This window comes from Streptococcus bouchesdurhonensis, assembly GCF_948472335.1.
The window spans coordinates 183,024-209,276 of record NZ_CAOKTW010000005.1; the positions used below are offsets into that span (position 1 = coordinate 183,024).

Genomic DNA, 26,253 nt, shown 5'->3' on the forward strand with positions numbered 1-26,253 from the left:
AGTTGGAGAAGGAAAATAAGTGGAAAACAGCAGATAAATAATTTTTATCCGTATCCTACAATTTGACTATACGAGTATTCACCAGTTAAAATGTAAGTGAGTCAGGGATCTCAAAGATTATCTAAGATACTCTCAAAAATGACCAACATTTTTTCTCGTTTATCAATAGGGAGCTGTTTAATCTTTATGTTGATTCTTTTGAGTGAAAGATTGTCACTCTTATCAGAGGTTGATTCAAGACTATCAAAATTGAAAAATTCCTCTGGGGTCATTTCTAGGGCGTCAATCACTTTTTCAAGACTGTGAATGGTCAGATTCACATTTTGGTTTTCAAGTTGATTGATATACTTAAGCCCGAGTCCTGCTTGTTCCGAAAGTTCTTCCTGGCTCATTTTATTCTGTGTTCGAAAATATTTCACTTTTTGGGAAATATATTGTTGTAAATAGTTTTTAGTTGTCATATAAATAGAATACAAGTTTTATATGACAAAAAACACCTTAAAAAATACAAAGTATTACATAACATACCTAGATGATATTTATTTTAATTAGGATTGTCAATTTGTATGATTGGTTTATTTTACTCGAAACTTTTAGTAAAGAGAGATCATCGAGAGTTTGATGAGTTCAGAAATTTATAACATATGCGTATACAATTGTATTATTTAAACAACAACGTTTTACGAACAATTCGTTTCATGTGGTATAATATAAGTAAAAAGGAGCTTGCACTATGACTGCACATGATATTTTAAACAATCCTTTCCTCAATAAAGGTACTGCCTTTACCTTAGAGGAGCGAAAGGAACTAGGCCTTATTGGTTTACTGCCACCGTATGTTCAAACGATTGAAGAACAAGCGGCGCAAACTTATGCACAAATGCAAACAAAAGCCAATGATTTGGAAAAACGTCTTTTCCTAATGGAAATTTTTAATACCAACAGGACTCTTTTCTATTACCTCTTTTCTCAACATTTGAAAGAATTCAATCCAATTGTATATGATCCAACCATTGCAGATACGATTGAAGGCTATAGTGATCTTTTTGTAGATCCCCAATATGCGGGATATCTTGATATTAATCATCCTGAAAATATTGAAGCTACTTTGAAAAACGCTGCCGGGGGTCGCGAGATTCGTCTCATTGTTGTAACAGATGCAGAAGGAATCCTTGGAATTGGCGACTGGGGAACAAATGGTGTCGATATTTCTGTTGGGAAATTGATGGTCTATACAGGTGCTGCTGGAATCGATCCTTCGATGGTCCTTCCTTTAGTCATTGATGCAGGGACTAACCGTGAAGAACTTCGTAACAATTCTAATTACTTAGGAAATCGTCACGAAAGGGTCCGCGGAGATCGTTACTACGACTTCATTGACCAATTTGTTCAAACAGCAGAACGTCTCTTTCCTAAACTCTACCTTCACTGGGAAGACTTCGGCCGCTTGAATGCTGCCAATATTCTTGAAAAATACCGGAAACAAATTCCGACCTTTAATGATGATATTCAAGGTACAGGAATCGTTACCTTGGGTGGTATCTTCGGTTCGCTGGATATTAGTGGTGAAAAATTAACAGATCAAGTTTATCTCTGCTATGGTGGTGGTACTGCGGGTGCAGGAATTGCCTCTCGTGTTCTTCGTGAAATGGTAAGTGAAGGTCTTTCTGAAGAAGAAGCTTATAAACGTTTCTTTATGGTTGATAAACAAGGTCTTCTCTTTGATGACATGGATGACTTGACACCAGAGCAAAAACCATTTGCTAAGAAACGTGCTGACTTTAGTAACGCAGATAAGTTGACTGACCTGCTTGAAGTAGTGAAGACTGTGAAGCCAACTATTCTTGTAGGAACTTCAACTCAGCCTAATACCTTCACTAAAGAAATAGTAGAAGCTATGTGTGAAAACACAGAACGTCCAATGATCTTCCCTTTGTCAAATCCAACTAAATTGGCAGAAGCTAGTGCCAAAGATTTGATTGAATGGTCAGATGGCAAAGCTTTTGTCGCAACAGGAATTCCTGCTGATACGGTTTCTTATAAAGGTGTAGACTATGTGATTGGTCAAGCAAATAATGCCCTGATTTACCCAGGTCTTGGTCTAGGTATGCTGGCTTCTGAAGCAAGTATTTTGACTGATGAAATGATTGGAGCAGCGGCGCATTCATTGAGTGGTATTGTCAATCCAGGCCAACCAGGAGCTCCTGTCTTGCCACCATTCAAGTATGTAGCAGATGTTTCTATTAAAGTAGCAGAAGCAGTCGCTAAAAAAGCACAAGAGCAAGGTCTTGCACGCGCTAAGGAAACAGATATGGCCAAAGCAGTTCGTGATTTGAAGTGGTATCCAGAGTATAAATAATTCATTTCTGTTGCCTATCCTCGGGATACTTAGCTTATTTTGGATATGTTAGCAATCTACAGAGTTGATAACCGAAAAGTAAAGAGATTGTCGTATTGACTAATGGTTTTAAACAGTATAAAATAACTGTCGATTTTTTGTCCGACTGCCAAGAGTCAGTTTAATACTACACTAAAATCAAAATGCATTATATAATAGTGATATGAAATCAACCAAAGAAGAAATACAAGCCATCAAAACACTTTTAAAAAACTCTAGTACAACTGAATACCATAAAAGTCTTCAAATCGTTCTATTTTGTCTAATGGGCAAATCTTTGAAATTATCCTAAAAGAATTATGAAAGAATTTTCGAAAAATTTTAAAAAATTCTGAAATATTCTTGACAGCTAATGAAAAAGGTGGTAAGATAGGAAACATCAAAAAAGAAAGCAGAAAAAGAAATGAATAAGAAACAAGCTGTAACGATGAATCAAAACTTTTACTTTAGCTACTTTAGATAGTGTTTGTAGACATGTCACCATGGATGCAAACAGTTCAAGCAATTTGTTTGTATCTATGTGGCTAAGATTTTTGATTGTGGTCCATATAGATGAATATCTAAATGGACTAGCTAAGTTGTAACTTGTTAGATTATTTCAAGCATCCGTTTAGATAGTATCTAGGCGGTTTTTTGTTTTATCTTTTCTGAGAAGGAGTTTCATTATGAAAGTTGTTCGAAAATTACTAGCACCCCTCTTGGTAGTGGGTATTCTCTTGACCTCTCTGATCAGTTTGCATCAGTTGAAGGCAGATAAGAAAAAAGATGTATTTCGTATCGGTATTTCACAATTTATTACCCACCAGTCCTTAGACGCTACTAGAGAAGGGTTTGTGGATGAGCTAGCCAAGCAAGGCTATGTTGAGGGGAAAAATATCGAGATTGATTTGCAAAATGCACAGGGAGAACAACGAAATCTAAAAACGATTTCCCAGCAACTAGCAGAATCTAGTGATGTCGTTCTAGCTATCGCAACGCCTTCTGCTCAGAGCTTGGCCAATACAACACAAACGACACCTGTTATCTTTTCAGCGGTAACAGATCCTGTCAGTGCCAAGTTGGTTGAGTCAAGAGAGCATCCTGGGGGCAATGTAACTGGGACAAGCGATCAGTCATCAGATGCCATTTCAACCCAAATCAATTTGATAAAGAAAGTGTTGCCAAAAGCTAAAACAATTGGAATTCTTTATACTCAGAGTGAGCCAAACTCAGTTGTCCAAAAGGATGAAGCTAAGCGTCTTCTGGAAGAAAAAGGCTTTACCGTTGTTGAAAAAACAATCTTGGACAGTAACAACGTCAAGGCGGCTGCAGAAAGCTTGATGGCAGAGGTGGATATGGTTTTTGTACCAACGGATAATATCATTTCATCAACCATGGAAACAGTCAAGCAGGTTTCTATTAAACACAAGGTTCCAGTATTCGGTGGTTCAACAGAAATGGTTGCGGTTGGTGGCTTGTATAACTACGGAACCAATTATGAAGAATTGGGACGTCAGACAGCAAGAATGCTGGTTCGTGTCTTAAAAGGTGAGAAGCCAGAAAATATAGCAGTTGAGTTGCCTGAAAAACTGGAATTACATACAAATCAAGAAATGGCAGATGCATTGGGAATTGATATTAGTAAGTTAGAAGGCAAGGAATAAGGAGGTTTAAGATGAATTTTGTATTATCTAGTTTATCAGAAGGTTTATTGTGGTCGATTATGGCGATTGGGGTTTACTTGACTTTCCGTATTTTGGATATTGCGGATATGACTGCTGAAGGTGCCTTTCCACTTGGGGCGGCTGTCGTCGTATCTCAGATACAGGCAGGGATAAATCCTTGGATTGCGACCTTACTTGCTTTGCTGGCAGGTATGGTAGCAGGTCTTGTATCAGGAATGCTCCATACCAAGATGAAAATTCCAGCTCTCTTGACAGGGATTGTGACCTTGACAGGGCTTTATTCAATCAATATTAAAATCATGGGAAGTGTGCCTAATCTTTCCTTGGGAGATTCTTCAACTGTCTTTAAACAATTAGCGAGCTTGGGGATGACAACTGAAGAAGCTGTTTTCACGCTCAGCTTGGTTTGTCTCTTACTTGTTTGTTTGGTCTTGACTCTTTTGATGAAAACGGAGATTGGCTTGGTTTTGCGTTCGACTGGGGACAATATTCCTATGAGTGAGGCTAATGGGGTCAATGTAGACACCATGAAGATTGTTGGTTATATGATTTCAAATGGTTTGATTGCCCTGTGTGGTTCCTTGTTCGCTCAAAATGATGGATTTTCAGATGTGACTTCTGGGACAGGAACCATCGTTGTTGGCTTGAGTGCAGTCATTATTGCAGAAGTATTGATACACGACTTGACCATTGGAGGTCGCTTGTTATCCATCGGAATCGGTGCTATTGTTTACCGTTTGATTATTTTAAATATCTATGAAATTCCAAATCTAGATCAAAATTTGGTTCGTCTCTTTAATGCAATCTTGTTAGCCTTGGTTCTATTTGCACCAGAGTTGCAAAAGAGATTAAAGATTCGTGGTTTGAAACTGAGAAATGAATAGGAGGAGAAAGTTATGGCAAGTTTGTTAACACTTGAAAATATTCATAAAACATTTGAAGCAGGTACGGTCAATGAAAACCATGTCCTCAAAGGATTAGATTTAGAGGTTGAAGAGGGAGATTTTATCTCTGTGATTGGTGGAAATGGCGCAGGGAAATCCACTTTGATGAATATCTTGGCTGGAAATCTATCTGTGGACGAAGGGGACCTTTTGTTGGAAGGGAAATCCATTAAAAATCTGAGTGTACGAAAGAGAGCCAAGGATATTGCCCGTGTTTTTCAAGATCCTAAGATGGGGACAGCTTCTCGTTTGACGATTGAGGAGAATATGGCTATTGCCTTGAGACGTGGGCAGAAGAGAGGACTTGGTTGGGGCGTGAAGGAGAAGGATAGAATCCAGTTCCAAGAGGCCTTAAAAGAATTGAATATCGGTCTTGAAAATCGCTTGAAAGTAGATACTCAATACCTTTCAGGAGGACAAAGACAGGCCTTGACCCTAGTCATGGCAGCCTTGGTGAAGCCTAAGCTCTTGTTATTGGATGAACACACTGCGGCCCTTGACCCGAAAACGAGTCAAATGGTGATGGATTTGACGCAAAAGATTGTGGAGCACCATCAGTTGACTACTCTGATGATTACCCACGATATGAACCATGCGATTGAGTACGGTAATCGTCTCATTATGCTCTATCAAGGCAAGATAGTGGTTGATGTCAAAGGAGAAGAGAAAAAGCATCTGACAGTTGAAGACCTCATGCATCTCTTCCAGAAAAATAGTGGCCAAAGCCTCGTCAGTGATGAATTGGTTTTGGGATAAAGAAAAAGGCTGAAATCTAGTGTTTCAGTCTTTTATTAGTATAAATGGATAGGCAGAAATATGAAATTAATACTCTTCGAAAATCTCTTCAAACCGTGTCAGCTCTATCTGCAACCTCAAAACAGTGTTTTGAGCAACCTGCGGCTAGCGTCCTAGTTTACTCTTTGATTTTCATTGAGTATAAACTCAGTAAGGAGCCCTCTTTTGCAGAAAAGCAGGGTTCTTTTTGCTGTCTATTCCATCCCTGAAAGCGTAAAACAAACTAGTCAGGGTGGCTAGTTTGTGGTATAATGAAAGAGACTCAAAAAGAAACAGGAGAAATATGATGGATTTACTTTTAGCAATTGTATTGATTGTGCTAGCTTTTCTAGGAGGAGCTCTTGGAGGAATGTACTTGGTTCGTAAGCAAATCGAAAAAGAATTCGCTGACAACCCACGTTTGAATGCTGAAGCAGTTCGTACTCTTTTGAGTGCAAATGGTCAAAAACCAAGCGAAGCTAAGGTACAACAAGTTTACCACCAAATCATCCGCCAACAAAAGGCAGCCCTTGCTAACAATAAAAAGAAAAAATAAATAAGGAAAAGTCTGGGATGAAAGTTCCAGACTTCTCACTATGTTGGCTAAGGGTTTAGGGATGAGACTTTTTCCTTGCATTCTATTGATATTTGATTATGATTAAGAGAGATAGTTGTTGATTAGGCTGTCATTATTCAGCTCATAAGGATCAATAATCATAATGAACTATCAATCAGAAAAAAGACTAGAAAGAAGACTGTATGGATAATCGACCAATTGGTTTTTTGGATTCGGGTGTCGGGGGCTTGACCGTTGTGCGCGAGCTCATGCGCCAGCTTCCCCATGAAGAAATCGTCTATATTGGAGATTCGGCACGGGCGCCCTATGGTCCCCGTCCTGCTGAGCAAATTCGTGAATATACTTGGCAGTTGGTCAACTTTCTCTTGACCAAGGATGTCAAGATGATTGTCATTGCTTGTAATACTGCGACTGCGGTCGTCTGGGAAGAAATCAAGGCTCAACTAGATATTCCGGTCTTGGGTGTGATTTTGCCAGGAGCTTCAGCAGCTATCAAGTCCAGCCAAGGTGGGAAAATCGGAGTGATTGGAACACCCATGACGGTACAATCAGACATCTACCGTCAGAAAATCCATGATTTGGATCCGGACTTACAGGTGGAGAGTTTGGCCTGTCCCAAGTTTGCTCCTTTGGTGGAGTCTGGGGCTCTGTCAACCAGTGTCACTAAGAAAGTAGTTTATGAAACCCTACGTCCCTTGGTTGGAAAGGTGGATAGCCTGATTTTGGGCTGTACCCATTATCCACTCCTCAGGCCTATTATTCAAAATGTCATGGGACCAAAAGTTCAGCTCATCGATAGTGGGGCAGAGTGTGTACGGGACATTTCAGTCTTACTCAATTATTTTGAAATCAATCGTGGTCGCGATGCTGGAACACTTCATCACCGTTTTTACACAACAGCCAGCAGCCAAAGTTTTGCACAAATTGGTGAAGAATGGCTGGAAAAAGAGATTCATGTGGAGCATGTAGAATTATGACAAATAAAATTTATGAATATAAGGATGAACAGGACTGGTATGTCGGGTCCTATGGTATTTTTGGTGGCGTCCGGACGTTGACGGATGATGACTTGGATTTTCCTCTATTGGAGTTTGCCCAAAGATTTCGAGATGAGGATCGAGGTTTTCCTGTTTCTGTTACTGTTTTACGCTATGGTTCTCTCTATCGTTTAATGTCTTTTGTGGTAGATATCCTTAACCAAGAAATGGGACGAAATGTGGAAGTCATCCAACGTCAGGGGGCTCTGCTCTTGGTTGAAAATGGGCAACTCCTGCATGTAGAATTGCCTAAAGAAGGGGTCAATGTTCATGATTTCTTTGAGACAAGTAAGGTGAGAGAAACCTTATTGATTGCGACTCGTAACGAAGGCAAGACCAAGGAATTCCGAGCTATATTTGACAAGCTAGGCTACGATGTGGAAAATCTCAATGACTATCCTGACTTGCCTGAAGTAGCAGAAACAGGCATGACCTTCGAAGAAAATGCCCGTCTCAAGGCAGAAACTATTTCTCAATTAACGGGCAAGATGGTTCTGGCAGATGATTCTGGACTTAAAGTCGATGTCCTTGGCGGCTTGCCAGGCGTCTGGTCAGCTCGTTTCGCAGGTGTGGGAGCAACTGACCGTGAAAACAATGCCAAGCTCTTGCACGAATTGGCCATGGTCTTTGAACTCAAGGACCGCTCGGCTCAATTCCATACAACCCTAGTCGTAGCCAGTCCAAACAAGGAAAGTTTGGTTGTTGAAGCAGACTGGCCTGGCTACATTAACTTTGAACCTAAGGGTGAAAATGGATTTGGCTATGATCCTCTCTTCCTTGTAGGAGAGACAGGTAAGTCATCAGCTGAATTAACCCTTGAAGAAAAAAATAGCCAATCTCACCGCGCCTTAGCCGTTAAGAAACTTTTGGAGGTATTTCCATCATGGCAAAGCAAACCATCATTGTAATGAGCGATTCTCATGGCGATAGCTTGATTGTGGAAGAAATCCGTGATCGCTATGTGGGCAAAGTTGACGCCGTTTTTCATAACGGCGATTCTGAACTACGTCCTGATTCTCCCCTTTGGGAAGGCATCCGTGTTGTTAAGGGGAACATGGACTTTTACGCCGGCTACCCAGAACGTTTGGTGACCGAGCTTGGTTCGACCAAGATTATCCAAACCCATGGTCACTTGTTTGACATCAATTTCAACTTTCAAAAGTTGGACTACTGGGCTCAGGAAGAAGAGGCCGATATCTGTCTCTATGGTCACTTGCATGTGCCAAATGCTTGGATGGAAGGAAAGACCCTCTTTCTAAATCCAGGTTCTATCAGTCAACCACGTGGGACCATCAGAGAATGTCTCTATGCTCGTGTGGAAATTGATGACAGTTATTTCAAAGTCGACTTTTTGACACGAGATCATGAGGTGTATCCGGGCTTGTCCAAGGAGTTTAGCCGATGATTGCCAAGGAGTTTGAGACTTTCTTGTTGGGGCAAGAAGAAACTTTTTTGACTCCTGCTAAAAATCTAGCCGTTTTGATTGATACCCACAATGCAGATCACGCGACCCTCTTGCTCAGTCAGATGACCTATACCCGTGTTCCTGTTGTGACAGATGAAAAACAGTTTGTTGGGACGATTGGGCTCAGAGATATTATGGCTTATCAGATGGAGCATGACTTGAGTCAAGAAATCATGGCAGATACGGATATCGTTCATATGACGAGAACGGACGTAACGGTTGTTTCGCCTGATTTTACCATTACGGAGGTCTTGCACAAGTTGGTAGATGAGTCCTTCTTGCCGGTTGTGGATGCGTCTGGTATTTTCCAAGGGATTATCACGCGCAAGTCTATCCTCAAGGCAGTGAATGCCCTCTTGCATGACTTTAGTAAGGAATATGAGATTCGATGCAAATGAGAGACAAGATTTCAGCCTTTTTAGAGGAAAAGCAGGGCTTATCTGCCAATTCTAAGCAGTCATATAAGTATGATTTAGAACAGTTTTTAGATTTGGTAGGTGAGCGGATTTCTGAGACCAGTCTCAAGATTTACCAAGCCCAGCTAGTCAATCTAAAAATCAGCGTCCAGAAGCGAAAGATTTCGGCCTGTAACCAATTTCTCTACTTTCTCTATCAAAAAGGAGAAGTGGATAGTTTTTACCGCTTGGAATTAGCTAAACAAGCTGAAAAGAAGACAGAAAAGCCAGAAATTTTAGATCTAGACTCTTTTTGGCAGGAAAGTGCCTATCCAGAGGGCCGTTTACTGGCTCTTCTTATCCTAGAAATGGGGCTCTTGCCGAGTGAGATTTTGGCTCTCAAGGTTGAGGATATCAATCTGGATTTTCAGGTGTTGCGAATCAAGAAGGCTTCCCAACAGAGGATTGTCACCATTCCTACGACCTTACTGTCAGAATTGGAACCCTTGATGGCCCAGACCTACCTCTTTGAAAGGGCAGGGAAAGCCTATTCTCGTCAGTGGGCCTTCCGTCAGTTGGAGTCCTTTGTCAAGGAGAAAGGTTTACCAAGCCTATCAGCCCAAGCCTTGCGGGAACAGTTCATTCTCAGACAAATTGAAAACAAGGTCGATTTGTACGAAATTGCAAAAAAATTAGGATTAAAAACAGTCCTCACCTTAGAAAAATATAGATAATGGATATTAAATTAAAAGATTTTGAAGGGCCCCTGGACTTGCTCTTGCACCTGGTTTCTAAGTACCAGATGGATATCTACGATGTGCCTATTACAGAAGTCATCGAACAGTATCTAGCTTATGTCTCAACCCTGCAGGCCATGCGTCTGGAAGTGACGGGTGAGTACATGGTTATGGCCAGTCAGCTCATGCTGATCAAGAGCCGCAAGCTCTTGCCAAAGGTAGCAGAAGTGACAGACTTGGAGAATGACCTAGAGCAGGATCTTCTCTCTCAAATCGAAGAATACCGCAAGTTCAAGCTCTTGGGTGAGCACTTGGAAGCCAAGCACCAAGAACGGGCCCAGCACTATTCCAAAGCGCCGACAGAGTTGATTTACGAAGATGCGGAGCTTGTGCATGACAAGACGACCATTGACCTCTTTTTGGCTTTTTCAAATATCCTAGCCAAGAAAAAAGAGGAGTTTGCACAGAATCACACGACTATCTTGCGGGATGAGTATAAGATTGAGGACATGATGGTTATCGTGAAAGAGTCCTTGACTGGACGAGATCAATTGCGCTTGCAGGATTTGTTTAAGGAAGCCCAGAATATCCAAGAGGTCATCACCCTCTTTTTGGCAACCCTAGAGTTAATCAAAACCCAGGAGCTGATTCTCATGCAAGAGGAGAGTTTCGGAGATATCTATCTCATGGAAAAGAAGGAAGAAAGTCAAGTGGCCCAAAGCTAGACTTGATAGAGAGGAAAGATGAGTACTTTAGCAAAAATAGAAGCGCTCTTGTTTGTAGCGGGTGAAGATGGGATTAGAGTCCGCCAGTTAGCTGAACTCCTCTCTCTGCCACCGACAGGCATCCAACAGAGTTTAGAAAAATTAGCCCAGAAGTATGAAAAGGACCCAGATTACAGTTTGGCTCTGATTGAGACAGGGGGCGCTTATAGATTGGTGACCAAGCCTCAATTTGCAGCGGTTTTGAAAGAATACTCAAAGGCACCTATCAACCAGAGTTTATCTCGGGCGGCCCTTGAGACCTTGTCCATCGTTGCCTACAAACAACCCATCACACGGATAGAAATTGATGCCATCCGTGGGGTCAACTCGAGTGGGGCCTTGGCAAAGTTGCAGGCCTTTGACTTGATACGAGAAGACGGGAAAAAAGAAGTGTTGGGGCGCCCCAACCTCTATGTGACTACGGATTATTTCCTAGATTACATGGGGATAAACCATTTAGAAGAATTACCAGTGATTGATGAGCTTGAGATTCAAGCCCAAGAAAGCCAATTATTTGGTGAAAGGATAGAAGAAGATGAGAATCAATAAGTATATTGCCCACGCAGGTGTGGCCAGTAGGAGAAAAGCAGAAGAGCTGATCAAGCAAGGTTTGGTGATGGTCAATGGTCAAGTAGTGCGTGAACTAGCAACGACCATCAAGTCAGGCGACAAGGTCGAAGTGGAAGGTCAACCTATCTACAACGAAGAAAAGGTCTATTATCTGCTTAACAAACCACGTGGTGTGATTTCCAGTGTGACAGATGACAAGGGCCGCAAGACGGTTGTCGATCTCTTGCCCAACGTGAAGGAGCGCATCTACCCTGTAGGTCGTTTGGACTGGGATACATCAGGAGTCTTGATTTTGACCAATGATGGGGATTTTACGGATGAGATGATTCACCCTCGTAATGAGATTGATAAGGTTTATGTCGCGCGTGTTAAAGGTGTGGCCAATAAGGATAATCTCCGCCCCTTGACCCGTGGACTTGAGATTGATGGTAAGAAAACCAAGCCGGCTGTCTATGAGATTCTTAAAGTGGATCCAGTCAAAAATCGCTCTGTGGTGCAGTTGACTATCCATGAAGGGCGTAACCACCAGGTTAAAAAGATGTTTGAAGCTGTCGGTCTTCAAGTGGACAAGTTGTCACGGACTCGTTTTGGACATCTAGACTTGACAGGACTCCGTCCAGGAGAATCCCGTCGTCTTAATAAAAAAGAAATCAGCCAACTACATACCATGGCTGTAACCAAGAAATAATGAAACGAATTTTAATAGCGCCTGTGCGCTTTTATCAACGGTTTATCTCGCCAGCCTTTCCCCCCTCTTGTCGCTTTGAGCCTACTTGTTCCAATTACATGATTCAGGCTATTGAAAAACATGGCTTTAAGGGTGTCTTGATGGGCTTGGCACGGATTTTACGTTGCCATCCCTGGTCGAAAACAGGTAAGGACCCCGTCCCAGACCACTTTTCACTCAAACGGAATCAAGAAGAAAAATGAGGATGGGTAAAAATATTTTAGTGAAATGATAAAAACGCATCCTATCAGGTTTGAGTGAGTCTGATAGGATGCGTTTTATCATGTAAAGATGTTAGTTGAGTTTGAAGTTGCTTATTTCAAGGCTTTTTGTGCGTCTTCAATCATGAGTTTTGTTGATTCAAGACCGCCTCCGCTTAGATACCAGAGGTCTGGTGTGAGTTGGATAATTTTACCATTTTTAGCGGCAGGAGTTTCAGCGATGAGGGCATTTTCTAGGACGCCGTCGTTGCTTGAGTTGTCCCCACCGATGGCAAGGGTACGGTTGATGACAAAAAGGATGTCAGGATTGATTTCTTTGACACTTTCAAAGCTGACTTCTTGTCCGTGGCGAGAGTCTTCAAATTGAGTATCTGTTGGCTTGAATTTCAAGGTTTGGTACAAGAAAGAGAAACGAGATTGGGCACCAAAGGCAGCCATTTTCCCTTCGTTGAGGAGGATAGCAAGGGCTTTTTTGTCAGAACTTTCATTTTTAGTAGCGACTTCTTGTATGCTCTTGTCTAGCTTGGCCAATTCTTCCTTGGCTTTCTGTGTACCAGTTTCACCAAAGGCGCTTGCTAGGGATTCGATATTAGCCTTGGTAGAAGTCCAGTAGTCATCTTTGCCTGCTTGGAAGAGAACAGTCGGAGCGATTTCGTTGAACTTATCTACGAATTTTTGGGTACGTGGTGAAGCGATAATCAAATCTGGTTCAAGGGCAGCAATGGCTTCTAGGTCTGGCTCAACCATGGAACCAACATTATTGACTTTTCCAGCAAGGTCTTTTAGATAAGCCGGAACAGTTTTTATAGGCATTCCGACGATATTCTTTTCAAAACCTAAAGCGCGAATAGTATCCGCAGTACCGAGGTCAAAGGTCACAATCTTTTCAGGGACTTTTGAAAGTGTGACTACACCTAGTGAATTTTTAATGGTTACCTCTGTTGGAGCAGAGCTACTTGACTCCGTCTTACTAGTGCTTGAGTTTGTACTACATGCACCAAGTAGGAGCAAGAAGCTGGCTACTAGGGCAGTGAGGTAAAGTTTGAGGGATGTTTTCATGATTTCTCCTTTTTAAAATGTGATAACGATTTAGGGAGTCTCTAGGTTTTATTGACTAAGAGATTGAAGGTTCTCTAACTTGAACTTATATGTTATTAGCTATAGATACAGATCTTTTTGCCATTGATATCAGCCAGCGTGATGGGAATCTCATAAAGTTGACTGAGCAGGTCAGCCTGCATGATTTGATCTGTTCTTCCGTTGCTAAAGACTTGACCGTCCTTGAAGGCGACAATTTCATCTGCATACTGACTGGCCATGTTGATATCGTGGAGAACGATGATAATGGTTTTGTCGAGTTCCTCCACCAGTCGCCGAAGAATCTGCATCATGCTGACGCTTTGCTTGATATCGAGATTGTTGAGTGGTTCGTCCAGCAAGATAAAGTCTGTATCCTGGGCCAGTACCATAGCGATAAAGACCCGCTGGAGTTGTCCTCCTGACAGGCTATCGATGTAGCGGTTTTTTAAGTTGGTCAGTTCCAGATAGTCCAGAGTTTCTCGGATTTTTTCCCAATCTTCTGGTCTCAGTCGACCTCGGCTGTAGGGAAAACGTCCAAAACTGACCAGTTCTTCCACCGTCAATTTGGCTTGGTAATTGATTTTCTGCTTTAGGATAGTCAGTTCTTGAGCCAGTTCTTGCGAATTCCAACTCTCGATTTCACGGCCTTTGATACTGAGAATTCCCTGATCTTTTTTGGTCAGTCTGCTCATGATGGAGAGGAGAGTCGATTTTCCAGCACCATTTGGACCAATGAAGGCTGTCAGTTTCTGAGGACTGACTTCAAGCGAAATGTCTTGCAAAATATCCTGTTTTTGAATGGATTTGTCAATGTTTTCCAGTTTCACCGACGCGCCCTCCTATAAAGTAAGATAAAGAATAAGAAGCCACCCACACTCTCGATGATCATGCTGATGCGAATTTCCAGAGCAAAAACTCGTTCGATGAGGGCTTGTCCCAAGGTCAAACTAATAAATCCAATCAGAATAGTTACGATAAAGAGCAACTTGTGCCGATAATCTTTGACAATCAGGTAAGTTATATTAGCCAGCATAAAGCCGAAGAAGGCCATAGGCCCTACCAAGGCAGTGGCCGTTGAAGTTAAAAGTACGATGCCCCAGAGGAGCTCTTTCTGTTCTTTTTCAACATCGAGTCCCAATATCTGAGCTGTTTCTCTTTGTAGGTGCAAGACATCCAGAATGACTGCTTTTCGAAAGAAAAAGATTGTCAAAGCAATGATGATCAGAGAGCCGATGGCTAGGATGGAAGTGTTGAGATGTTGAAAGGAGGCAAAGAGACCGTTTTGCAGTTTATCGTATTCGTTTGGATCCATCAGGACCTGAAGGAAGGTACTGATATTTCGAAAGAGACTTCCGAGGGCTAGACAGATCAGCAGGATGAAGACCAGATCTTGCTTCATCAGTGTCTTCAAGTAGCCTTGTAAGGCAAGAAAGAAGAGGGATTGAAGCAGAAGCAAAACTAGGAATTCTAAGATAGGAGACTTCCCGAGTTGAAGAAACTTACTTTCAAAAACCAGTAGTAGAGTTTGCAGTAGGACGTAGAAGGATTCGATTCCTAAAATACTTGGCGTCAGGAAACGATTTTCCGTCAGTGTTTGAAAACTAATGGTCGAAATCCCTGTCGCGATAGCTACCAAGAGATAAACGATGATCTTTTGGGAACGCAGCTTCCAAGAAAAGGCTGACAAGTGAGTAATGGGCCAAAAGTAGAGAAGGCAAGCTCCGATGGCGAGGATAATGAGAAGGCAGAAGAGTTTGGTATGTTTGCTTTTAAACTGCATCTTTTCGTCCCCCTCTCCAGAGAAGTAGGATAAAGACGAGGCTACCAATGATTCCTAGTAGAAGACTGACAGACAGCTCATAGGGCCGAATCAGAACTCGGGATAGGATATCGCAGGCCAGAACTAGATTGGCACCGACCAGTGCGACGATGAGTTTGGTTTGACTCAAATTATCTCCATAGCGCTTGCGGACAAGATTGGGAACGATGACTCCGAGAAATGGCAAGCCACCCACGGTAATCATGGTGACACTAGTCGTTAGCGCCACCAGAAAGAGGGCCAGTTTTTCAAGTAGAGAGTAAGAAATCCCCAAACTTTCACTGGTTTCTTTTCCTAGATTCATGATGGTAAAAGTTTGGGATAATTTCCAAACGGCTATCAGGATAATGAGCCCTAAGAAAAGCCATTCATACTGATGAGTCTGAATCATGGAGAAGGAGCCCTGGGTCCAAGCTGTCATACTCTGAACCAGATTGAAACGGTAGGCGATAACTTCTGTCACAGAACCGATAATTCCACTATAGATGATCCCAATCAGAGGCAACATCCACCTTTCCTTTACAGTAAAAATGGTCATAAAGGCTAGGAAGAAGAGGGTGAATACGATGGATGAAACAAAAGCGAAGAGCATCTTTTGGGTCAGACTAGCCGACGGAAAGACAAAGAGGCTCAATACCATTCCTAGTTTGGCGGCTTCAGTCGTTCCAACTGTACTTGGAGCAGCAAACTGATTTTGAGTGATAGTCTGCATGAGAAGTCCTGCCATACTCATACTAGAGGCCGTCAGGAGAATGCTAATGGTCCTTGGAAGACGGGACTCTTGAAAGAGAAGCCAAGTTTCATGATCCAGAGCAAAGAGTTTTCCCCATGAAAAATCACTGGTCCCAATGCTAATGGAGAGAAAGACCAGGAGTAGAAGTAAGCCAATTAAATAATGAGAAAGTTTCATACCCCGTCCTTTCATGTAGATTTGGTATTGAAAGATACCTGCGGATATTACTGTAACACGATTTCTTTAATCTGTCAATAAATTTTCTGACAATTTAATAAATAAAGCAAGGAGAGAGTACCAGGACTTTCTCCTCAGTTTTCCTATTCTAAAATATTTTTACCTTCTTTAACTCGCCAACGATAGTCTGATAAAATAATATCTTCGAGGGAGTAGCTAGCCTGCCAGTCAAGATATTGTTTAGCTTTTGATGCATCTGCTAGGACGCTGGCTGGGTCACCTGCACGACGAGCAACAATCTCGTGTGGGATTTTTTGATCCAGCAATTCTTCAGCAGTTTTAAAGATTTCTTTGACGGTATAACCTTTCTCAGTTCCTAAGTTAAAGATTTGAGAAGAACTGTTTTCTTGAAAGAGGTAATTCATCCCTTTCACGTGGGCTTGTGCAAGGTCCAAGACATGAATGTAATCTCGAATACATGAACCATCACGTGTATCGTAGTCATCTCCAAATATTTTCAGGCTATCATTTTGTCCCAATGCGGTTTTGTTGATATTGGGAATGATATGAGTTGGATTTTTCACACGTAGACCGTTTGAAGCATCCATTTCAGCCCCAGCTACATTAAAGTAACGGAAAATGACATATTTCCAATCGTAGCGATTGGCCATCCAGTAAATCATTCGTTCACCCATCAGTTTTGTTTCTGCATAAGGGTTGACAGGGTCGAGCAGGGTATCTTCAGTTGCAGGCTTGTCAATACAGTTATTACCATAGAGGGAAGCAGTCGAAGAGAACATGATTTTTTGAATACCAACTTCGGACAAGACTTTGAGAACTTGGTTCATACCAGCAACATTGGCAGTGAAGTATTTACTTGGATTTTCAATACTTTCGCTCACAACAATCTCACCTGCACAATGGAGAACAGCATCAATCTTGTTTTCTTCCAAGTAAGTTTTTAAGGCACTGGCATCATAAACATCCAGTTGTTTAAAGCTAGCACGACTATCTACAGCTGAACGATTTCCTGTAGAGAGATTATCTAGAACATGTACCTGATAGCCAGCATTTAAAAGAGCTTTAACGGTATGGGAGCCAATATAGCCAGCTCCACCTGTAACAAGAATTGTTTTGGTCATGATTTTTTCCTTTTCCTAGTTTTGTACTATTTTAAAGAAATAAGAAGGCAAAGTCAACTATTTTCTGGAAATTTCATGAAAAAATTGAACAAATATAGCATTGGATTGTTTTATGTTTGGAAATTAATAGTTTGGTTGATCTTGGAATAGTTCTTAGATTTCACCTCACATGCAAGAAAATACAAGCTTTTTATAAGATACAGTAAGACTAAGATAAATCCACCTTCCCGCTATCCTTCTCCTATAAAAAGTGGTAAAATGGATGAAAGAAAGAAGGAACTGAAATGACAACATTATTTTCAAAAATCAAAGAAGTAACAGAACTTGCTGCGATCTCAGGTCATGAAGCACCTGTCCGTGCTTATCTTCGTGAAAAGTTGACACCGCACGTGGATGAAGTGGTGACAGATGGCTTGGGTGGTATTTTTGGTATCAAGCATTCAGAAGCTGCAGATGCACCGCGCGTCTTGGTCGCTTCTCACATGGATGAAGTTGGTTTTATGGTCAGCGAAATAAAGCCAGATGGTACCTTCCGTGTGGTTGAAATTGGTGGTTGGAATCCTATGGTAGTCAGCAGCCAACGTTTCAAACTCCTGACTCGTGATGGTCGTGAAATTCCTGTGATTTCAGGCTCTGTTCCTCCACATTTGACTCGTGGAAAGGGTGGACCAACCATGCCAGCCATTGCAGATATCGTCTTTGATGGCGGTTTTGCGGATAAGGCTGAGGCAGAAAGCTTTGGCATCCGTCCTGGTGATACGATTGTCCCTGATAGCTCTGCAATCTTGACAGCCAATGAAAAAAATATCATCTCAAAAGCTTGGGACAACCGCTACGGTGTTCTTATGGTTAGCGAGTTGGCGGAAGCTCTGTCAGATCAAAAACTTGGCAATGAACTCTATCTGGGCTCTAACGTCCAAGAAGAGGTTGGTCTCCGTGGTGCCCATACATCAACAACCAAATTTGACCCAGAAGTATTTCTGGCAGTTGACTGTTCACCTGCTGGTGATGTTTATGGTGGTCAAGGTAAGATTGGGGATGGAACCTTGATTCGTTTCTACGATCCAGGTCACTTGCTTCTCCCAGGAATGAAGGACTTCCTTTTGACAACAGCTGAGGAAGCTGGTATCAAGTACCAATACTACTGTGGAAAAGGCGGAACAGACGCTGGCGCAGCTCATCTGAAAAATGGTGGTGTCCCATCTACAACAATCGGTGTTTGCGCTCGTTATATCCATTCTCATCAAACCCTCTATGCAATGGATGACTTCATAGAAGCTCAAGCTTTCTTGCAAGCCTTGGTGAAAAAATTGGATCGTTCAACGGTTGATTTAATTAAAAATTATTAAACCATAAGGGAGGTGGTAGGGATGGTAGAACCAAACCTAGAAAGCCTTGTAAAAGATCTTTACAATCATGCTCGACATGATTTGAGTGAAGATTTAGTTGCTGCTCTCCTAGAGACTGCTAAAAAACTGCCTACTACAAATGAGCAATTGCTGGCAGTTCGTCTCTCAGGCCTGGTCAATCGTGAATTGCTCCTGAATCCTAAACATCCGGCACCTGAGTTGCTCAACTTGGCCCGCTTTATCAAAAGAGAAGAAGCTAAGTACAGAGGAACCGCAGCTTCTGCGCTTATGTACGGGGAGCTCTTTAAAATGCTTTGATTCCATTGTGAATCAAAGCATTTTTTTATATGTTAGAAAAGCAATTCTTGATTAGGAAAAGAAAAAAAGCCATCCTATTCAGGATAGCTTCTTGGTTATCAGATTTGTTCAGCGATGACCTTTTCAGCAAGGTTCATGGCATGGTCAGATACACGAGTATAGTGGGAAATGATGTCGATAAAGTTGACCCCAGCTTGTGTTGAACACTCGCCCTTGTTGAGACGCTTGATGTGGGTCTTTCTGAGAACACGTTCCATATTGTTGATTTCTTTATGGCGTTCAATCAGACTTTGAGCTTTTTCAATATCATTGTTTTCTACGCTATCAAGGGCATCCTTGATAAAGCCAGTGGTTTTTTGATAGATATCAGCCAATTCCTGTAAAGCAGCTTCAGAGAACTCAACATTTTTACGTTGAAGGTAGTCAGTCAGATTGATTAGGGCTTCTGCGTGGTCCCCAATCCGTTCCAAATCACGGGATGAATCCAGGATGTTGGTCAGCACTTCGCTTTCTTTCTGGCTAAGGGCCTCGCTTGAAAGAGTAATAAGGTAACGAGTCAATTTTTCATCAATGGTATTGATGGCTTCTTCTGTCTTGTGTCCTTTTTCAGCAACCTTTTCATTGAGGTCAATGATGTAGTTGTATGAAAGGTCAAAGGCTTTGGAAGCATAATTTCCCAAGTGAAGGAGTTCTTTTTTGGCATTTCCGAGAGCGATTGATGGAGCTTGTTTAATCAAATGCTCATCAAGATAAAGTGGCTCGTACTTGACAACTTCATCTTCACCAGGGATGAGCTTGGTTACAAAGTAGGCCAAGGCTCCGATGAATGGAAATTGTACAATGGTGTTACTTACGTTAAAGGCACCGTGAGAGAAGGCGATGGTCATCTCAGGTGAGAGGTGAAGGAGTGCCTGGAAGTACTCAATCATAGATGTAAATGGACCTAATAAGATTAAGCAAAGGATAGTTCCTAATACGTTAAAGGTGACGTGGGTTGCAGCAACGCGTTTCGCAGAGATATTGGCTCCAGCTGCCGCGATGATAACTGTTAGGGTTGTCCCGATATTATCACCGAAGAGAACTGGTAGCGAACCTTTAAGGTCAAGGAATCCCCCTGCATAGAGACCTTGCAAAATCCCGATTGTCGCAGAAGAAGCTTGGATGAGGACGGTAATCACTGCACCGGCAAAAACTCCCAACACAGGATTTTGTCCCAAGGTTACCATGTATTCCTTGAATTGTGGTAAATCTTTAAGAGGACTCATACCGGCACTGATGAGGTTGAGGGCATAGAAGATTCCCCCTACACCAAACAGGATGCGCCCGATATTGTTTGCTGTTCTGTTTTTTGTAAAAAATAGGAACATGGTTCCAAGGAAAATCAGGGGTAAAGCATACTCACCAAGCTTGAAACCGATGATAAAGGAAGTAACGGTGGTTCCGATGTTGGCTCCCATGATAATTCCGATAGCCTGTCTAAGAGTAAGAAGACTAGCGCTGACCAGCCCAACCGTGATAACTGTAACCCCTGTACTTGACTGAATCAGGGCAGTCACGACAATTCCGACTAGAACACCTAAAAAGGGATTGCTAGTGTACTTGTCAATGTAAAAACGAAGGCGATCTCCAGCAGCTTGTTGCAAACCGTCTCCCATGGTCTTGATGCTATATAAGAATAGTCCCAGACCACCTAAAAAGTGAAATAAAATTTCCTGCCAATTAATGGACATTTCTTTTTCCTCCGAAAAATAATAACGGAATTTCTCCTATTCTATTTTAAAGGATAAAAGTAAATCTAACAAGTGTTAAGCTAAGATTTTAGAAAGAAAATTCGTTAGAATGGGCCTTAATTATATTAATTTTACCAATTTCTAACCTAGATATAGATATTTCCTTTTATATATTGACATTTAAAAGAAATATTTTAAAATGAGGGAGGAATTATCTTGGTCCCTGTGATTGGGATAAAAATTTTATAAAGAAAGTTAAGCGCTTTCTTTTGTGCAACAAAATCAATCTTTTAGGAGGAGAAAATGAAGAATCTATTTTTTGAAAGACGTTGTCGTTACAGTATTCGTAAGTTATCAGTAGGAGCCTGCTCGCTGATGATTGGGGCTGTTTTATTTGCTGGTCCAGCCTTAGCAGAAGAAACTGCAGTTCCTGAAAATAACGGAGCCAATACAGAGCTTGTTTCAGGAGAGAGTGAGCATCCAACTAATGAAGCTGACAAGCAGCATGAAGGAGAACATGCTAGAGAAAATAAGCCAGAAAAGGCAGAAGGAGTAGCGACAGCATCTGAAACTGCTTCGCCAGCAAGCAATGAAGCTGCAACTACTGAAACTGCAGAGGCAGTAAGCGTAGCTAAACCAGAGGAAAAACCAAGTGAGGTGGCTGCGGAAACACCATCTGCAGAAGCAAAACCTAAGTCTGACAAGGAAATAGAAGCAAAGCCTGAAGCAACTAGCCAAGGGGATGAGTCTAAGCCAGCAGCAGAAGCTAATAAGACTGAAAAAGAAGTCCAGCCAGATGTCCCTAAAAATACAGAAAAAACATTAAAACCAAAGGAAATCAAATTTAATTCTTGGGAAGAATTGTTAAAATGGGAACCAGGTGCTCGTGAAGATGATGCTATTAACCGCGGGTCTGTCGCCCTCGCTTCACGTCGGACAGGTCATTTGGTCAATGAAAAAGCTAGCAAGGAAGCAAAAGTTCAAGCCCTATCAAACACCAATTCTAAAGCAAAAGACCATGCTTCTGTTGGTGGAGAAGAGTTCAAGGCCTATGCTTTTGACTATTGGCAATATCTAGATTCAATGGTCTTCTGGGAAGGTCTCGTACCAACTCCTGACGTTATTGATGCAGGTCACCGTAACGGGGTTCCTGTATATGGTACACTCTTCTTCAACTGGTCTAATAGTATTGCTGATCAAGAAAAATTCGCTGAAGCTTTGAAGCAAGACCCAGATGGTAGCTTCCCAATTGCCCGTAAATTGGTAGATATGGCCAAGTATTATGGCTATGATGGCTATTTCATCAACCAGGAAACAACTGGGGATTTGGTTGAACCTCTTGGAGAAAAGATGCGCCAGTTTATGCTCTATACCAAGGAGTATGCTGCTAAGGTAAACCATCCAATCAAGTATTCTTGGTACGATGCTATGACCTATAACTATGGACGTTACCACCAAGATGGTTTGGGAGAATACAACTACCAATTCATGCAACCTGAAGGAGATAAGGTTCCAGCAGACAACTTCTTTGCTAACTTTAACTGGGATAAGGCTAAGAATGATTACACTATTACAACTGCCAACTGGATTGGTCGTAATCCTTATGATGTATTTGCAGGTTTGGAATTGCAACAGGGTGGTTCCTACAAGACCAAGGTCAAATGGAATGACATTTTAGATGAAAATGGGAAATTGCGTCTGTCTCTTGGTTTGTTTGCCCCAGATACCATTACAAGTTTAGGAAAAACTGGTGAAGATTATCATAAAAATGAAGATATCTTCTTTACAGGTTACCAAGGTGACCCTACTGGTCAAAAACCAGGTGACAAAGATTGGTATGGTATTGCTAACCTAGTTGCAGACCGCACGCCAGCAGTAGGTCATACCTTTACTACTTCCTTTAATACAGGTCATGGTAGAAAATGGTTCGTAGACGGTAAGGTTTCTAAGGATTCTGAGTGGAATTACCGTTCAGTTTCAGGTGTTCTTCCAACATGGCGCTGGTGGCAAAAATCAACTGGTGATAAGTTGAAAGCAAGCTATGATTTTGAAGATGCTTATAATGGTGGAACTTCTCTCAAATTTGCAGGGGATCTTTCAGGTGCGACCAAGCAAGATGTGAATTTGTACTCTACTCGCTTGAAGGTGACAGATACAACTAAATTGCATGTTGCCCACAAAGGAGGCAAAGGGACCAAGGTTTATGTAGAATTTGCAACCAAGAAAGATTATACCTACGGTGATGAAGCTGCCCGTAAAGAATTGACAGTTTCAGATAACTGGACTACCGATGATTTTGATTTGAGTGCCTTGGCAGGTAAAACAATTTACGGTATTAAACTCTATTTTGAAAATGACAAAGACTTAAAAGGTTATCAATTTAACCTGGGGCAATTGACCATCAGCAATAATCAAGATGCTCCTCAGGCACCAACCACAGTAGCTGTAGCCAAACAAGTCCTTAAAAATGCCCAAGAAGCGGAAGCAGTTGTGCAATTTAAAGGCAACAAGGATGCAGATTTCTATGAAGTTTACGAAAAAGATGGAGACAGCTGGAAATTACTAACTGGCTCATCTTCTACAACTATTTATCTACCAAAAGTTAGCCGCTCAGCAAGTGCTCAGGGTACAACTCAAGAACTAAAAGTTGTAGCAGTCGGTAAAAATGGAGTTCGTTCAGAAGCTGCGACAACAACCTTTGATTGGGGCATGACTGTAAAAGATACCAGCCTACCAAAACCACTAGCTGAAAATATCGTTCCAGGTGCAACAGTTATTGATAGTACTTTCCCTAAGACTGAAGGTGGAGAAGGTATCGAAGGTATGTTGAATGGTACCATTACCAGTCTTTCAGACAAGTGGTCTTCTGGACAGTTAAGTGGTAGTGTGGATATTCGTTTGACCCAGCCACGTACAGTTGTTAGATGGGTGATGGACCATGCTGGAGCTGGTGGAGAATCTGTAAACGATGGTTTGATGAACACCAAAGACTTTGACCTTTATTATAAAGATGCGGATGGTCAATGGAAGTTGGCTAAGGAAGTTCGTGGCAATAAAGCACATGTTACAGATATTACCCTTGACAAACCTATCACAGCTCAAGATTGGCGTTTGAATGTCGTTACTTCTGACAATGGAACTCCATGGAAGGCTATTCGTATCTATAACTGGAAAATGTATGAAAAGCTTGATACAGAAAGCGTCAATATTCCGATGGCCAAGGCTGCAGCTCGTACTTTAGGTAATAACAAGGTACAAGTTGGCTTTGCAGATGTTCCAGCTGGAGCTACCATTACCGTTTATGACAATCCAAATTCTCAAACTCCGCTTGCAACCTTGAAGAGTGAAGTTGGAGGAGACCTAGCAAGTGCACCATTGGATTTGACAAATCAATCTGGCCTACTTTACTATCGTACCCAGTTGCCAGGTAAGGAAATTAGTAATGTCCTAGCAGTTTCCGTTCCAAAAGATGACAGAAGAATCAAGTCAGTCAGCCTAGAAACAGGACCTAAGAAAACAAGCTACGCCGAAGGGGAGGATTTAGACCTTAGAGGTGGTGTTCTTCGAGTTCAGTATGAAGGTGGAGCTGAGGACGAACTTATTCGCCTAACTCACGCGGGTGTATCAGTATCAGGTTTTGATACGCATCATAAGGGAGAACAAAATCTTACTTTACAATATTTGGGGCAACCGGTACATGCTAATTTATCAGTGACTGTTACTAGTCAAGATGAAGCAAGTCCGAAAACTATTTTGGGAATTGAAGTAAGTCAGGAACCCAAAAAAGATTACCTAGTTGGTGATAGCTTAGACTTGTCTGAAGGACGCTTTGCAGTGGCTTATAGCAATGACACCATGGAAGAACATTCCTTTACTGATGAGGGAGTTGAAATTTCTGGTTACGATGCTCAAAAGACTGGCCGTCAAACCTTGACTCTTCGTTACCAAGGTCATAAAGTCAACTTTGATGTTTTGGTATCTCCAAAAGCAGCATTGAACGATGAGTACCTTAAACAAAAATTAGCAGAAGTTGAAGCGGCTAAGAACAAGGTGGTCTATAACTTTGCTTCACCAGAAGTAAAAGAAGCCTTCTTGAAAGCAATTGAAGCGGCTGAACAAGTGTTGAAAGACCATGAAACTAGCACCCAAGATCAGGTGAATGATCGTCTCAATAAATTGACAGAAGCTCATAAAGCTCTGAATGGTCAAGAGAAATTTACGGAAGAAAAGACAGAACTTGATCGCTTAACAGGTGAGGCTCAAGAACTCTTGGCTGCCAAACCAAACCATCCTTCAGGTTCTGCCCTAGCTCCGCTTCTTGAGAAAAATAAGGCCTTGGTTGAAAAAGTAGATTTGAGTCCAGAAGAGCTTGCAACAGCGAAACAGAGTCTAAAAGATCTGGTTGCTTTATTGAAAGAAGACAAGCCAGCAGTCTTTTCTGATAGTAAAACAGGTGTTGAAGTACACTTCTCAAATAAAGAGAAGACTATCATCAAGGGCTTGAAAGTAGAGCGTGTTCAAGCAAGTGCTGAAGAGAAGAAATACTTTGCTGGAGAAGATGCTCATGTCTTTGAAATAGAAGGTCTAGATGAAAAAGGTCAAGACGTTGATCTCTCTTACGCTTCTATTGTGAAAATTCCAATTGAAAAAGATAAGAAAGTGAAGAAAGTCTTCTTCTTGCCTGAAGGCAAAGAGGCAGTAGAATTGGCTTTTGAACAAACGGATAGTCATGTCATCTTTACAGCGCCACACTTTACTCATTATGCCTTTGTTTATGAATCTGCTGAAAAACCACAACCTGCTAAACCAGTAGAAAAAGTTATTTCAAGCAAGGAACCAGCTGAAGGTGTCAAGAATTTGGTTGTGGATACTCCGAAATTAGAAGTCGAAGAGACAAGTATCGCCTTCGAACACCAAGAACGTCCAAATCCAAATCTTACAGTCGGTCAACGTCAACTTGTCCAAGAAGGAGTTGAAGGACAAATTCGTCGCTTGATTGAAGTAGATAGTCAAGGCAATCGTACGCTTCGCGCTACAGAAGTTTTGAAAGAAGCAAGTCCTGAAATCGTAGAAGTAGGTACTGGTCTCATTCCTGCCAAGCCAGCACCACAAAACACAGACCTTCCAAAACCTACTAATCAACCGGCTTTTGATCAACAAAAGGCTCCTAAATTGGAAGTTCAAGAGGAAAAGGTTGCCTTTGACCGTCAAGAGCATGAAAATGCTGATATGCTAGTTGGGGAACAACGAGTCATCATACAGGGACGAGATGGTCTATTAAGACATGTCTTTGAAGTTGATGAGAACGGTCAGCGTCGCCTTCGTTCAACAGAAGTCATTCAAGAGGCGATTCCAGAAATTGTTGAAATTGGAACAAAAGTAAAAACTGAACCAGCAGTAGCGCCTACACAAGAAAAACCAGCCCAAAATACAGCAGTTAAATCAGAAGAAGCAAGCAAACAATTGCCAAACACAGGAACTGCTGATGCCAATGAAGCCCTAATAGCAGGATTGGCAAGCCTTGGTCTTGCTAGTTTAGCCTTGACATTGAAGCAGAAAAAAGAAGATGAAGATTAAATATCGAAAAATCTTGTGAAATCTTTCCTTATATTTCCAAAGTGTGATATAATAG

24 protein-coding genes and 2 pseudogenes are annotated in these 26,253 nt (G+C 41.7%); 19 read left to right on the top strand and 7 right to left on the bottom strand.

Features of this window, described 5'->3' with window-relative positions:
• Positions 1-110 precede the first annotated feature (110 nt).
• Complete coding sequence (locus QMQ21_RS10125) at positions 111-461, bottom strand: helix-turn-helix domain-containing protein (protein WP_261814378.1); 351 nt, start codon at positions 459-461, stop codon at positions 111-113.
• A gap of 272 nt (positions 462-733) precedes the next feature.
• Here QMQ21_RS10125 and QMQ21_RS10130 point away from each other — a divergent pair, with 272 nt between their 5' ends.
• The 15 genes and pseudogenes from QMQ21_RS10130 to yidD all read left to right on the top strand — a co-directional run bounded on the left by QMQ21_RS10130 (position 734) and on the right by yidD (position 12,255).
• Complete coding sequence (locus QMQ21_RS10130) at positions 734-2,359, top strand: malolactic enzyme (protein WP_000123929.1); 1,626 nt, start codon at positions 734-736, stop codon at positions 2,357-2,359.
• A gap of 202 nt (positions 2,360-2,561) precedes the next feature.
• Positions 2,562-2,681: pseudogene (locus QMQ21_RS10135) on the top strand (IS630 family transposase); the annotation flags it as partial.
• 382 nt (positions 2,682-3,063) lie between these two features.
• Positions 3,064-4,041, top strand: coding sequence for an ABC transporter substrate-binding protein (locus QMQ21_RS10140; protein WP_000869840.1), 978 nt, complete (start codon positions 3,064-3,066; stop codon positions 4,039-4,041).
• An 11-nt stretch (positions 4,042-4,052) separates the two neighbouring features.
• Positions 4,053-4,946, top strand: coding sequence for an ABC transporter permease (locus QMQ21_RS10145; protein ID WP_023947094.1), 894 nt, complete (start codon positions 4,053-4,055; stop codon positions 4,944-4,946).
• A 12-nt stretch (positions 4,947-4,958) separates the two neighbouring features.
• Positions 4,959-5,762 (top strand): ABC transporter ATP-binding protein, encoded by an 804-nt coding sequence (locus QMQ21_RS10150; protein WP_000157668.1) that lies wholly within the window; start codon positions 4,959-4,961, stop codon positions 5,760-5,762.
• 325 nt (positions 5,763-6,087) lie between these two features.
• On the top strand, positions 6,088-6,336 hold the full coding sequence (locus tag QMQ21_RS10155) for a YneF family protein (RefSeq protein WP_000364990.1): 249 nt from the start codon (positions 6,088-6,090) through the stop codon (positions 6,334-6,336).
• A 203-nt stretch (positions 6,337-6,539) separates the two neighbouring features.
• Entirely contained in the window at positions 6,540-7,334 is a 795-nt protein-coding gene (gene racE / locus QMQ21_RS10160) for a glutamate racemase (RefSeq protein WP_004255911.1), read from the top strand.
• Positions 7,331-8,302: a nucleoside-triphosphate diphosphatase gene (locus QMQ21_RS10165; RefSeq protein ID WP_261814379.1), complete on the top strand. Its 972-nt coding sequence runs from the start codon at positions 7,331-7,333 to the stop codon at positions 8,300-8,302. The genes racE and QMQ21_RS10165 overlap by 4 nt, the downstream gene beginning before the upstream one ends.
• Positions 8,278-8,799, top strand: coding sequence for a metallophosphoesterase (locus tag QMQ21_RS10170; RefSeq protein WP_020902175.1), 522 nt, complete (start codon positions 8,278-8,280; stop codon positions 8,797-8,799). The genes QMQ21_RS10165 and QMQ21_RS10170 overlap by 25 nt, the downstream gene beginning before the upstream one ends.
• Positions 8,796-9,257, top strand: a complete 462-nt coding sequence (cbpB, locus tag QMQ21_RS10175; protein ID WP_049550792.1) for a cyclic-di-AMP-binding protein CbpB — start codon at positions 8,796-8,798, stop codon at positions 9,255-9,257. Before QMQ21_RS10170 ends, cbpB begins: the two co-directional genes overlap by 4 nt.
• A complete protein-coding gene (gene xerD, locus QMQ21_RS10180; protein WP_261814380.1) occupies positions 9,254-9,988 on the top strand; it encodes a site-specific tyrosine recombinase XerD in 735 nt (244 codons plus the stop codon). Before cbpB ends, xerD begins: the two co-directional genes overlap by 4 nt.
• Positions 9,988-10,716 carry a segregation/condensation protein A gene (locus tag QMQ21_RS10185; protein WP_261034947.1) on the top strand — a complete coding sequence of 243 codons (729 nt, stop codon included), beginning with the start codon at positions 9,988-9,990 and terminating at the stop codon, positions 10,714-10,716. Before xerD ends, QMQ21_RS10185 begins: the two co-directional genes overlap by 1 nt.
• 18 nt (positions 10,717-10,734) lie before the next feature.
• Positions 10,735-11,304, top strand: coding sequence for an SMC-Scp complex subunit ScpB (gene scpB, locus QMQ21_RS10190; protein ID WP_261057861.1), 570 nt, complete (start codon positions 10,735-10,737; stop codon positions 11,302-11,304).
• On the top strand, positions 11,291-12,013 hold the full coding sequence (locus tag QMQ21_RS10195) for a pseudouridine synthase (RefSeq protein WP_261814381.1): 723 nt from the start codon (positions 11,291-11,293) through the stop codon (positions 12,011-12,013). Before scpB ends, QMQ21_RS10195 begins: the two co-directional genes overlap by 14 nt.
• Positions 12,013-12,255, top strand: coding sequence for a membrane protein insertion efficiency factor YidD (gene yidD, locus QMQ21_RS10200; protein WP_000821624.1), 243 nt, complete (start codon positions 12,013-12,015; stop codon positions 12,253-12,255). Before QMQ21_RS10195 ends, yidD begins: the two co-directional genes overlap by 1 nt.
• 111 nt (positions 12,256-12,366) lie before the next feature.
• Here yidD and QMQ21_RS10205 read toward each other — a convergent pair whose 3' ends face one another.
• The 5 genes from QMQ21_RS10205 to galE all read right to left on the bottom strand — a co-directional run bounded on the left by QMQ21_RS10205 (position 12,367) and on the right by galE (position 17,224).
• Positions 12,367-13,332, bottom strand: a complete 966-nt coding sequence (locus QMQ21_RS10205; RefSeq protein WP_261814382.1) for a siderophore ABC transporter substrate-binding protein — start codon at positions 13,330-13,332, stop codon at positions 12,367-12,369.
• Positions 13,333-13,427: 95 nt separating this feature from the next.
• On the bottom strand, positions 13,428-14,180 hold the full coding sequence (locus QMQ21_RS10210; RefSeq protein WP_261814383.1) for an iron ABC transporter ATP-binding protein: 753 nt from the start codon (positions 14,178-14,180) through the stop codon (positions 13,428-13,430).
• Entirely contained in the window at positions 14,177-15,133 is a 957-nt protein-coding gene (locus tag QMQ21_RS10215; protein WP_261814384.1) for an iron chelate uptake ABC transporter family permease subunit, read from the bottom strand. The genes QMQ21_RS10210 and QMQ21_RS10215 overlap by 4 nt, the downstream gene beginning before the upstream one ends.
• The gene (locus QMQ21_RS10220; protein ID WP_261814385.1) at positions 15,123-16,082 is read right to left on the bottom strand and encodes an ABC transporter permease; all 960 of its coding nucleotides are present in this window, start codon (positions 16,080-16,082) and stop codon (positions 15,123-15,125) included. The genes QMQ21_RS10215 and QMQ21_RS10220 overlap by 11 nt, the downstream gene beginning before the upstream one ends.
• A 143-nt stretch (positions 16,083-16,225) precedes the next feature.
• On the bottom strand, positions 16,226-17,224 hold the full coding sequence (gene galE / locus QMQ21_RS10225; protein WP_261814386.1) for a UDP-glucose 4-epimerase GalE: 999 nt from the start codon (positions 17,222-17,224) through the stop codon (positions 16,226-16,228).
• A gap of 284 nt (positions 17,225-17,508) precedes the next feature.
• On the opposite strand from galE, the gene pepA reads away from it, so the two are divergent.
• Positions 17,509-18,573, top strand: a complete 1,065-nt coding sequence (pepA, locus tag QMQ21_RS10230) for a glutamyl aminopeptidase (protein ID WP_261814387.1) — start codon at positions 17,509-17,511, stop codon at positions 18,571-18,573.
• Positions 18,574-18,594: 21 nt separating this feature from the next.
• Positions 18,595-18,891 carry a bacteriocin immunity family protein gene (locus tag QMQ21_RS10235; RefSeq protein WP_004260989.1) on the top strand — a complete coding sequence of 99 codons (297 nt, stop codon included), beginning with the start codon at positions 18,595-18,597 and terminating at the stop codon, positions 18,889-18,891.
• A gap of 98 nt (positions 18,892-18,989) precedes the next feature.
• Here QMQ21_RS10235 and QMQ21_RS10240 read toward each other — a convergent pair whose 3' ends face one another.
• A complete protein-coding gene (locus QMQ21_RS10240; protein ID WP_024057392.1) occupies positions 18,990-20,621 on the bottom strand; it encodes a Na/Pi cotransporter family protein in 1,632 nt (543 codons plus the stop codon).
• Positions 20,622-20,924: 303 nt separating this feature from the next.
• On the opposite strand from QMQ21_RS10240, the pseudogene QMQ21_RS19490 reads away from it, so the two are divergent.
• Positions 20,925-20,987: pseudogene (locus tag QMQ21_RS19490) on the top strand (YSIRK-type signal peptide-containing protein); the annotation flags it as partial.
• A 291-nt stretch (positions 20,988-21,278) separates the two neighbouring features.
• Positions 21,279-26,198 (top strand): endo-beta-N-acetylglucosaminidase, encoded by a 4,920-nt coding sequence (locus QMQ21_RS10245; protein ID WP_425604003.1) that lies wholly within the window; start codon positions 21,279-21,281, stop codon positions 26,196-26,198.
• Positions 26,199-26,253 lie beyond the last annotated feature (55 nt).

Bases quoted from the DNA above. Each gene is read 5' to 3' on its own strand.
- QMQ21_RS10125 (WP_261814378.1), bottom strand. From the start codon at position 461: ATGACAACTAAAAACTATTTACAACAATATATTTCCCAAAAAGTGAAA.
- QMQ21_RS10130 (WP_000123929.1), top strand. From the start codon at position 734: ATGACTGCACATGATATTTTAAACAATCCTTTCCTCAATAAAGGTACT.
- QMQ21_RS10140 (WP_000869840.1), top strand. From the start codon at position 3,064: ATGAAAGTTGTTCGAAAATTACTAGCACCCCTCTTGGTAGTGGGTATT.
- QMQ21_RS10145 (WP_023947094.1), top strand. From the start codon at position 4,053: ATGAATTTTGTATTATCTAGTTTATCAGAAGGTTTATTGTGGTCGATT.
- QMQ21_RS10150 (WP_000157668.1), top strand. From the start codon at position 4,959: ATGGCAAGTTTGTTAACACTTGAAAATATTCATAAAACATTTGAAGCA.
- QMQ21_RS10155 (WP_000364990.1), top strand. From the start codon at position 6,088: ATGGATTTACTTTTAGCAATTGTATTGATTGTGCTAGCTTTTCTAGGA.
- racE (WP_004255911.1), top strand. From the start codon at position 6,540: ATGGATAATCGACCAATTGGTTTTTTGGATTCGGGTGTCGGGGGCTTG.
- QMQ21_RS10165 (WP_261814379.1), top strand. From the start codon at position 7,331: ATGACAAATAAAATTTATGAATATAAGGATGAACAGGACTGGTATGTC.
- QMQ21_RS10170 (WP_020902175.1), top strand. From the start codon at position 8,278: ATGGCAAAGCAAACCATCATTGTAATGAGCGATTCTCATGGCGATAGC.
- cbpB (WP_049550792.1), top strand. From the start codon at position 8,796: ATGATTGCCAAGGAGTTTGAGACTTTCTTGTTGGGGCAAGAAGAAACT.
- xerD (WP_261814380.1), top strand. From the start codon at position 9,254: ATGAGAGACAAGATTTCAGCCTTTTTAGAGGAAAAGCAGGGCTTATCT.
- QMQ21_RS10185 (WP_261034947.1), top strand. From the start codon at position 9,988: ATGGATATTAAATTAAAAGATTTTGAAGGGCCCCTGGACTTGCTCTTG.
- scpB (WP_261057861.1), top strand. From the start codon at position 10,735: ATGAGTACTTTAGCAAAAATAGAAGCGCTCTTGTTTGTAGCGGGTGAA.
- QMQ21_RS10195 (WP_261814381.1), top strand. From the start codon at position 11,291: ATGAGAATCAATAAGTATATTGCCCACGCAGGTGTGGCCAGTAGGAGA.
- yidD (WP_000821624.1), top strand. From the start codon at position 12,013: ATGAAACGAATTTTAATAGCGCCTGTGCGCTTTTATCAACGGTTTATC.
- QMQ21_RS10205 (WP_261814382.1), bottom strand. From the start codon at position 13,332: ATGAAAACATCCCTCAAACTTTACCTCACTGCCCTAGTAGCCAGCTTC.
- QMQ21_RS10215 (WP_261814384.1), bottom strand. From the start codon at position 15,133: ATGCAGTTTAAAAGCAAACATACCAAACTCTTCTGCCTTCTCATTATC.
- QMQ21_RS10220 (WP_261814385.1), bottom strand. From the start codon at position 16,082: ATGAAACTTTCTCATTATTTAATTGGCTTACTTCTACTCCTGGTCTTT.
- galE (WP_261814386.1), bottom strand. From the start codon at position 17,224: ATGACCAAAACAATTCTTGTTACAGGTGGAGCTGGCTATATTGGCTCC.
- pepA (WP_261814387.1), top strand. From the start codon at position 17,509: ATGACAACATTATTTTCAAAAATCAAAGAAGTAACAGAACTTGCTGCG.
- QMQ21_RS10235 (WP_004260989.1), top strand. From the start codon at position 18,595: ATGGTAGAACCAAACCTAGAAAGCCTTGTAAAAGATCTTTACAATCAT.
- QMQ21_RS10240 (WP_024057392.1), bottom strand. From the start codon at position 20,621: ATGTCCATTAATTGGCAGGAAATTTTATTTCACTTTTTAGGTGGTCTG.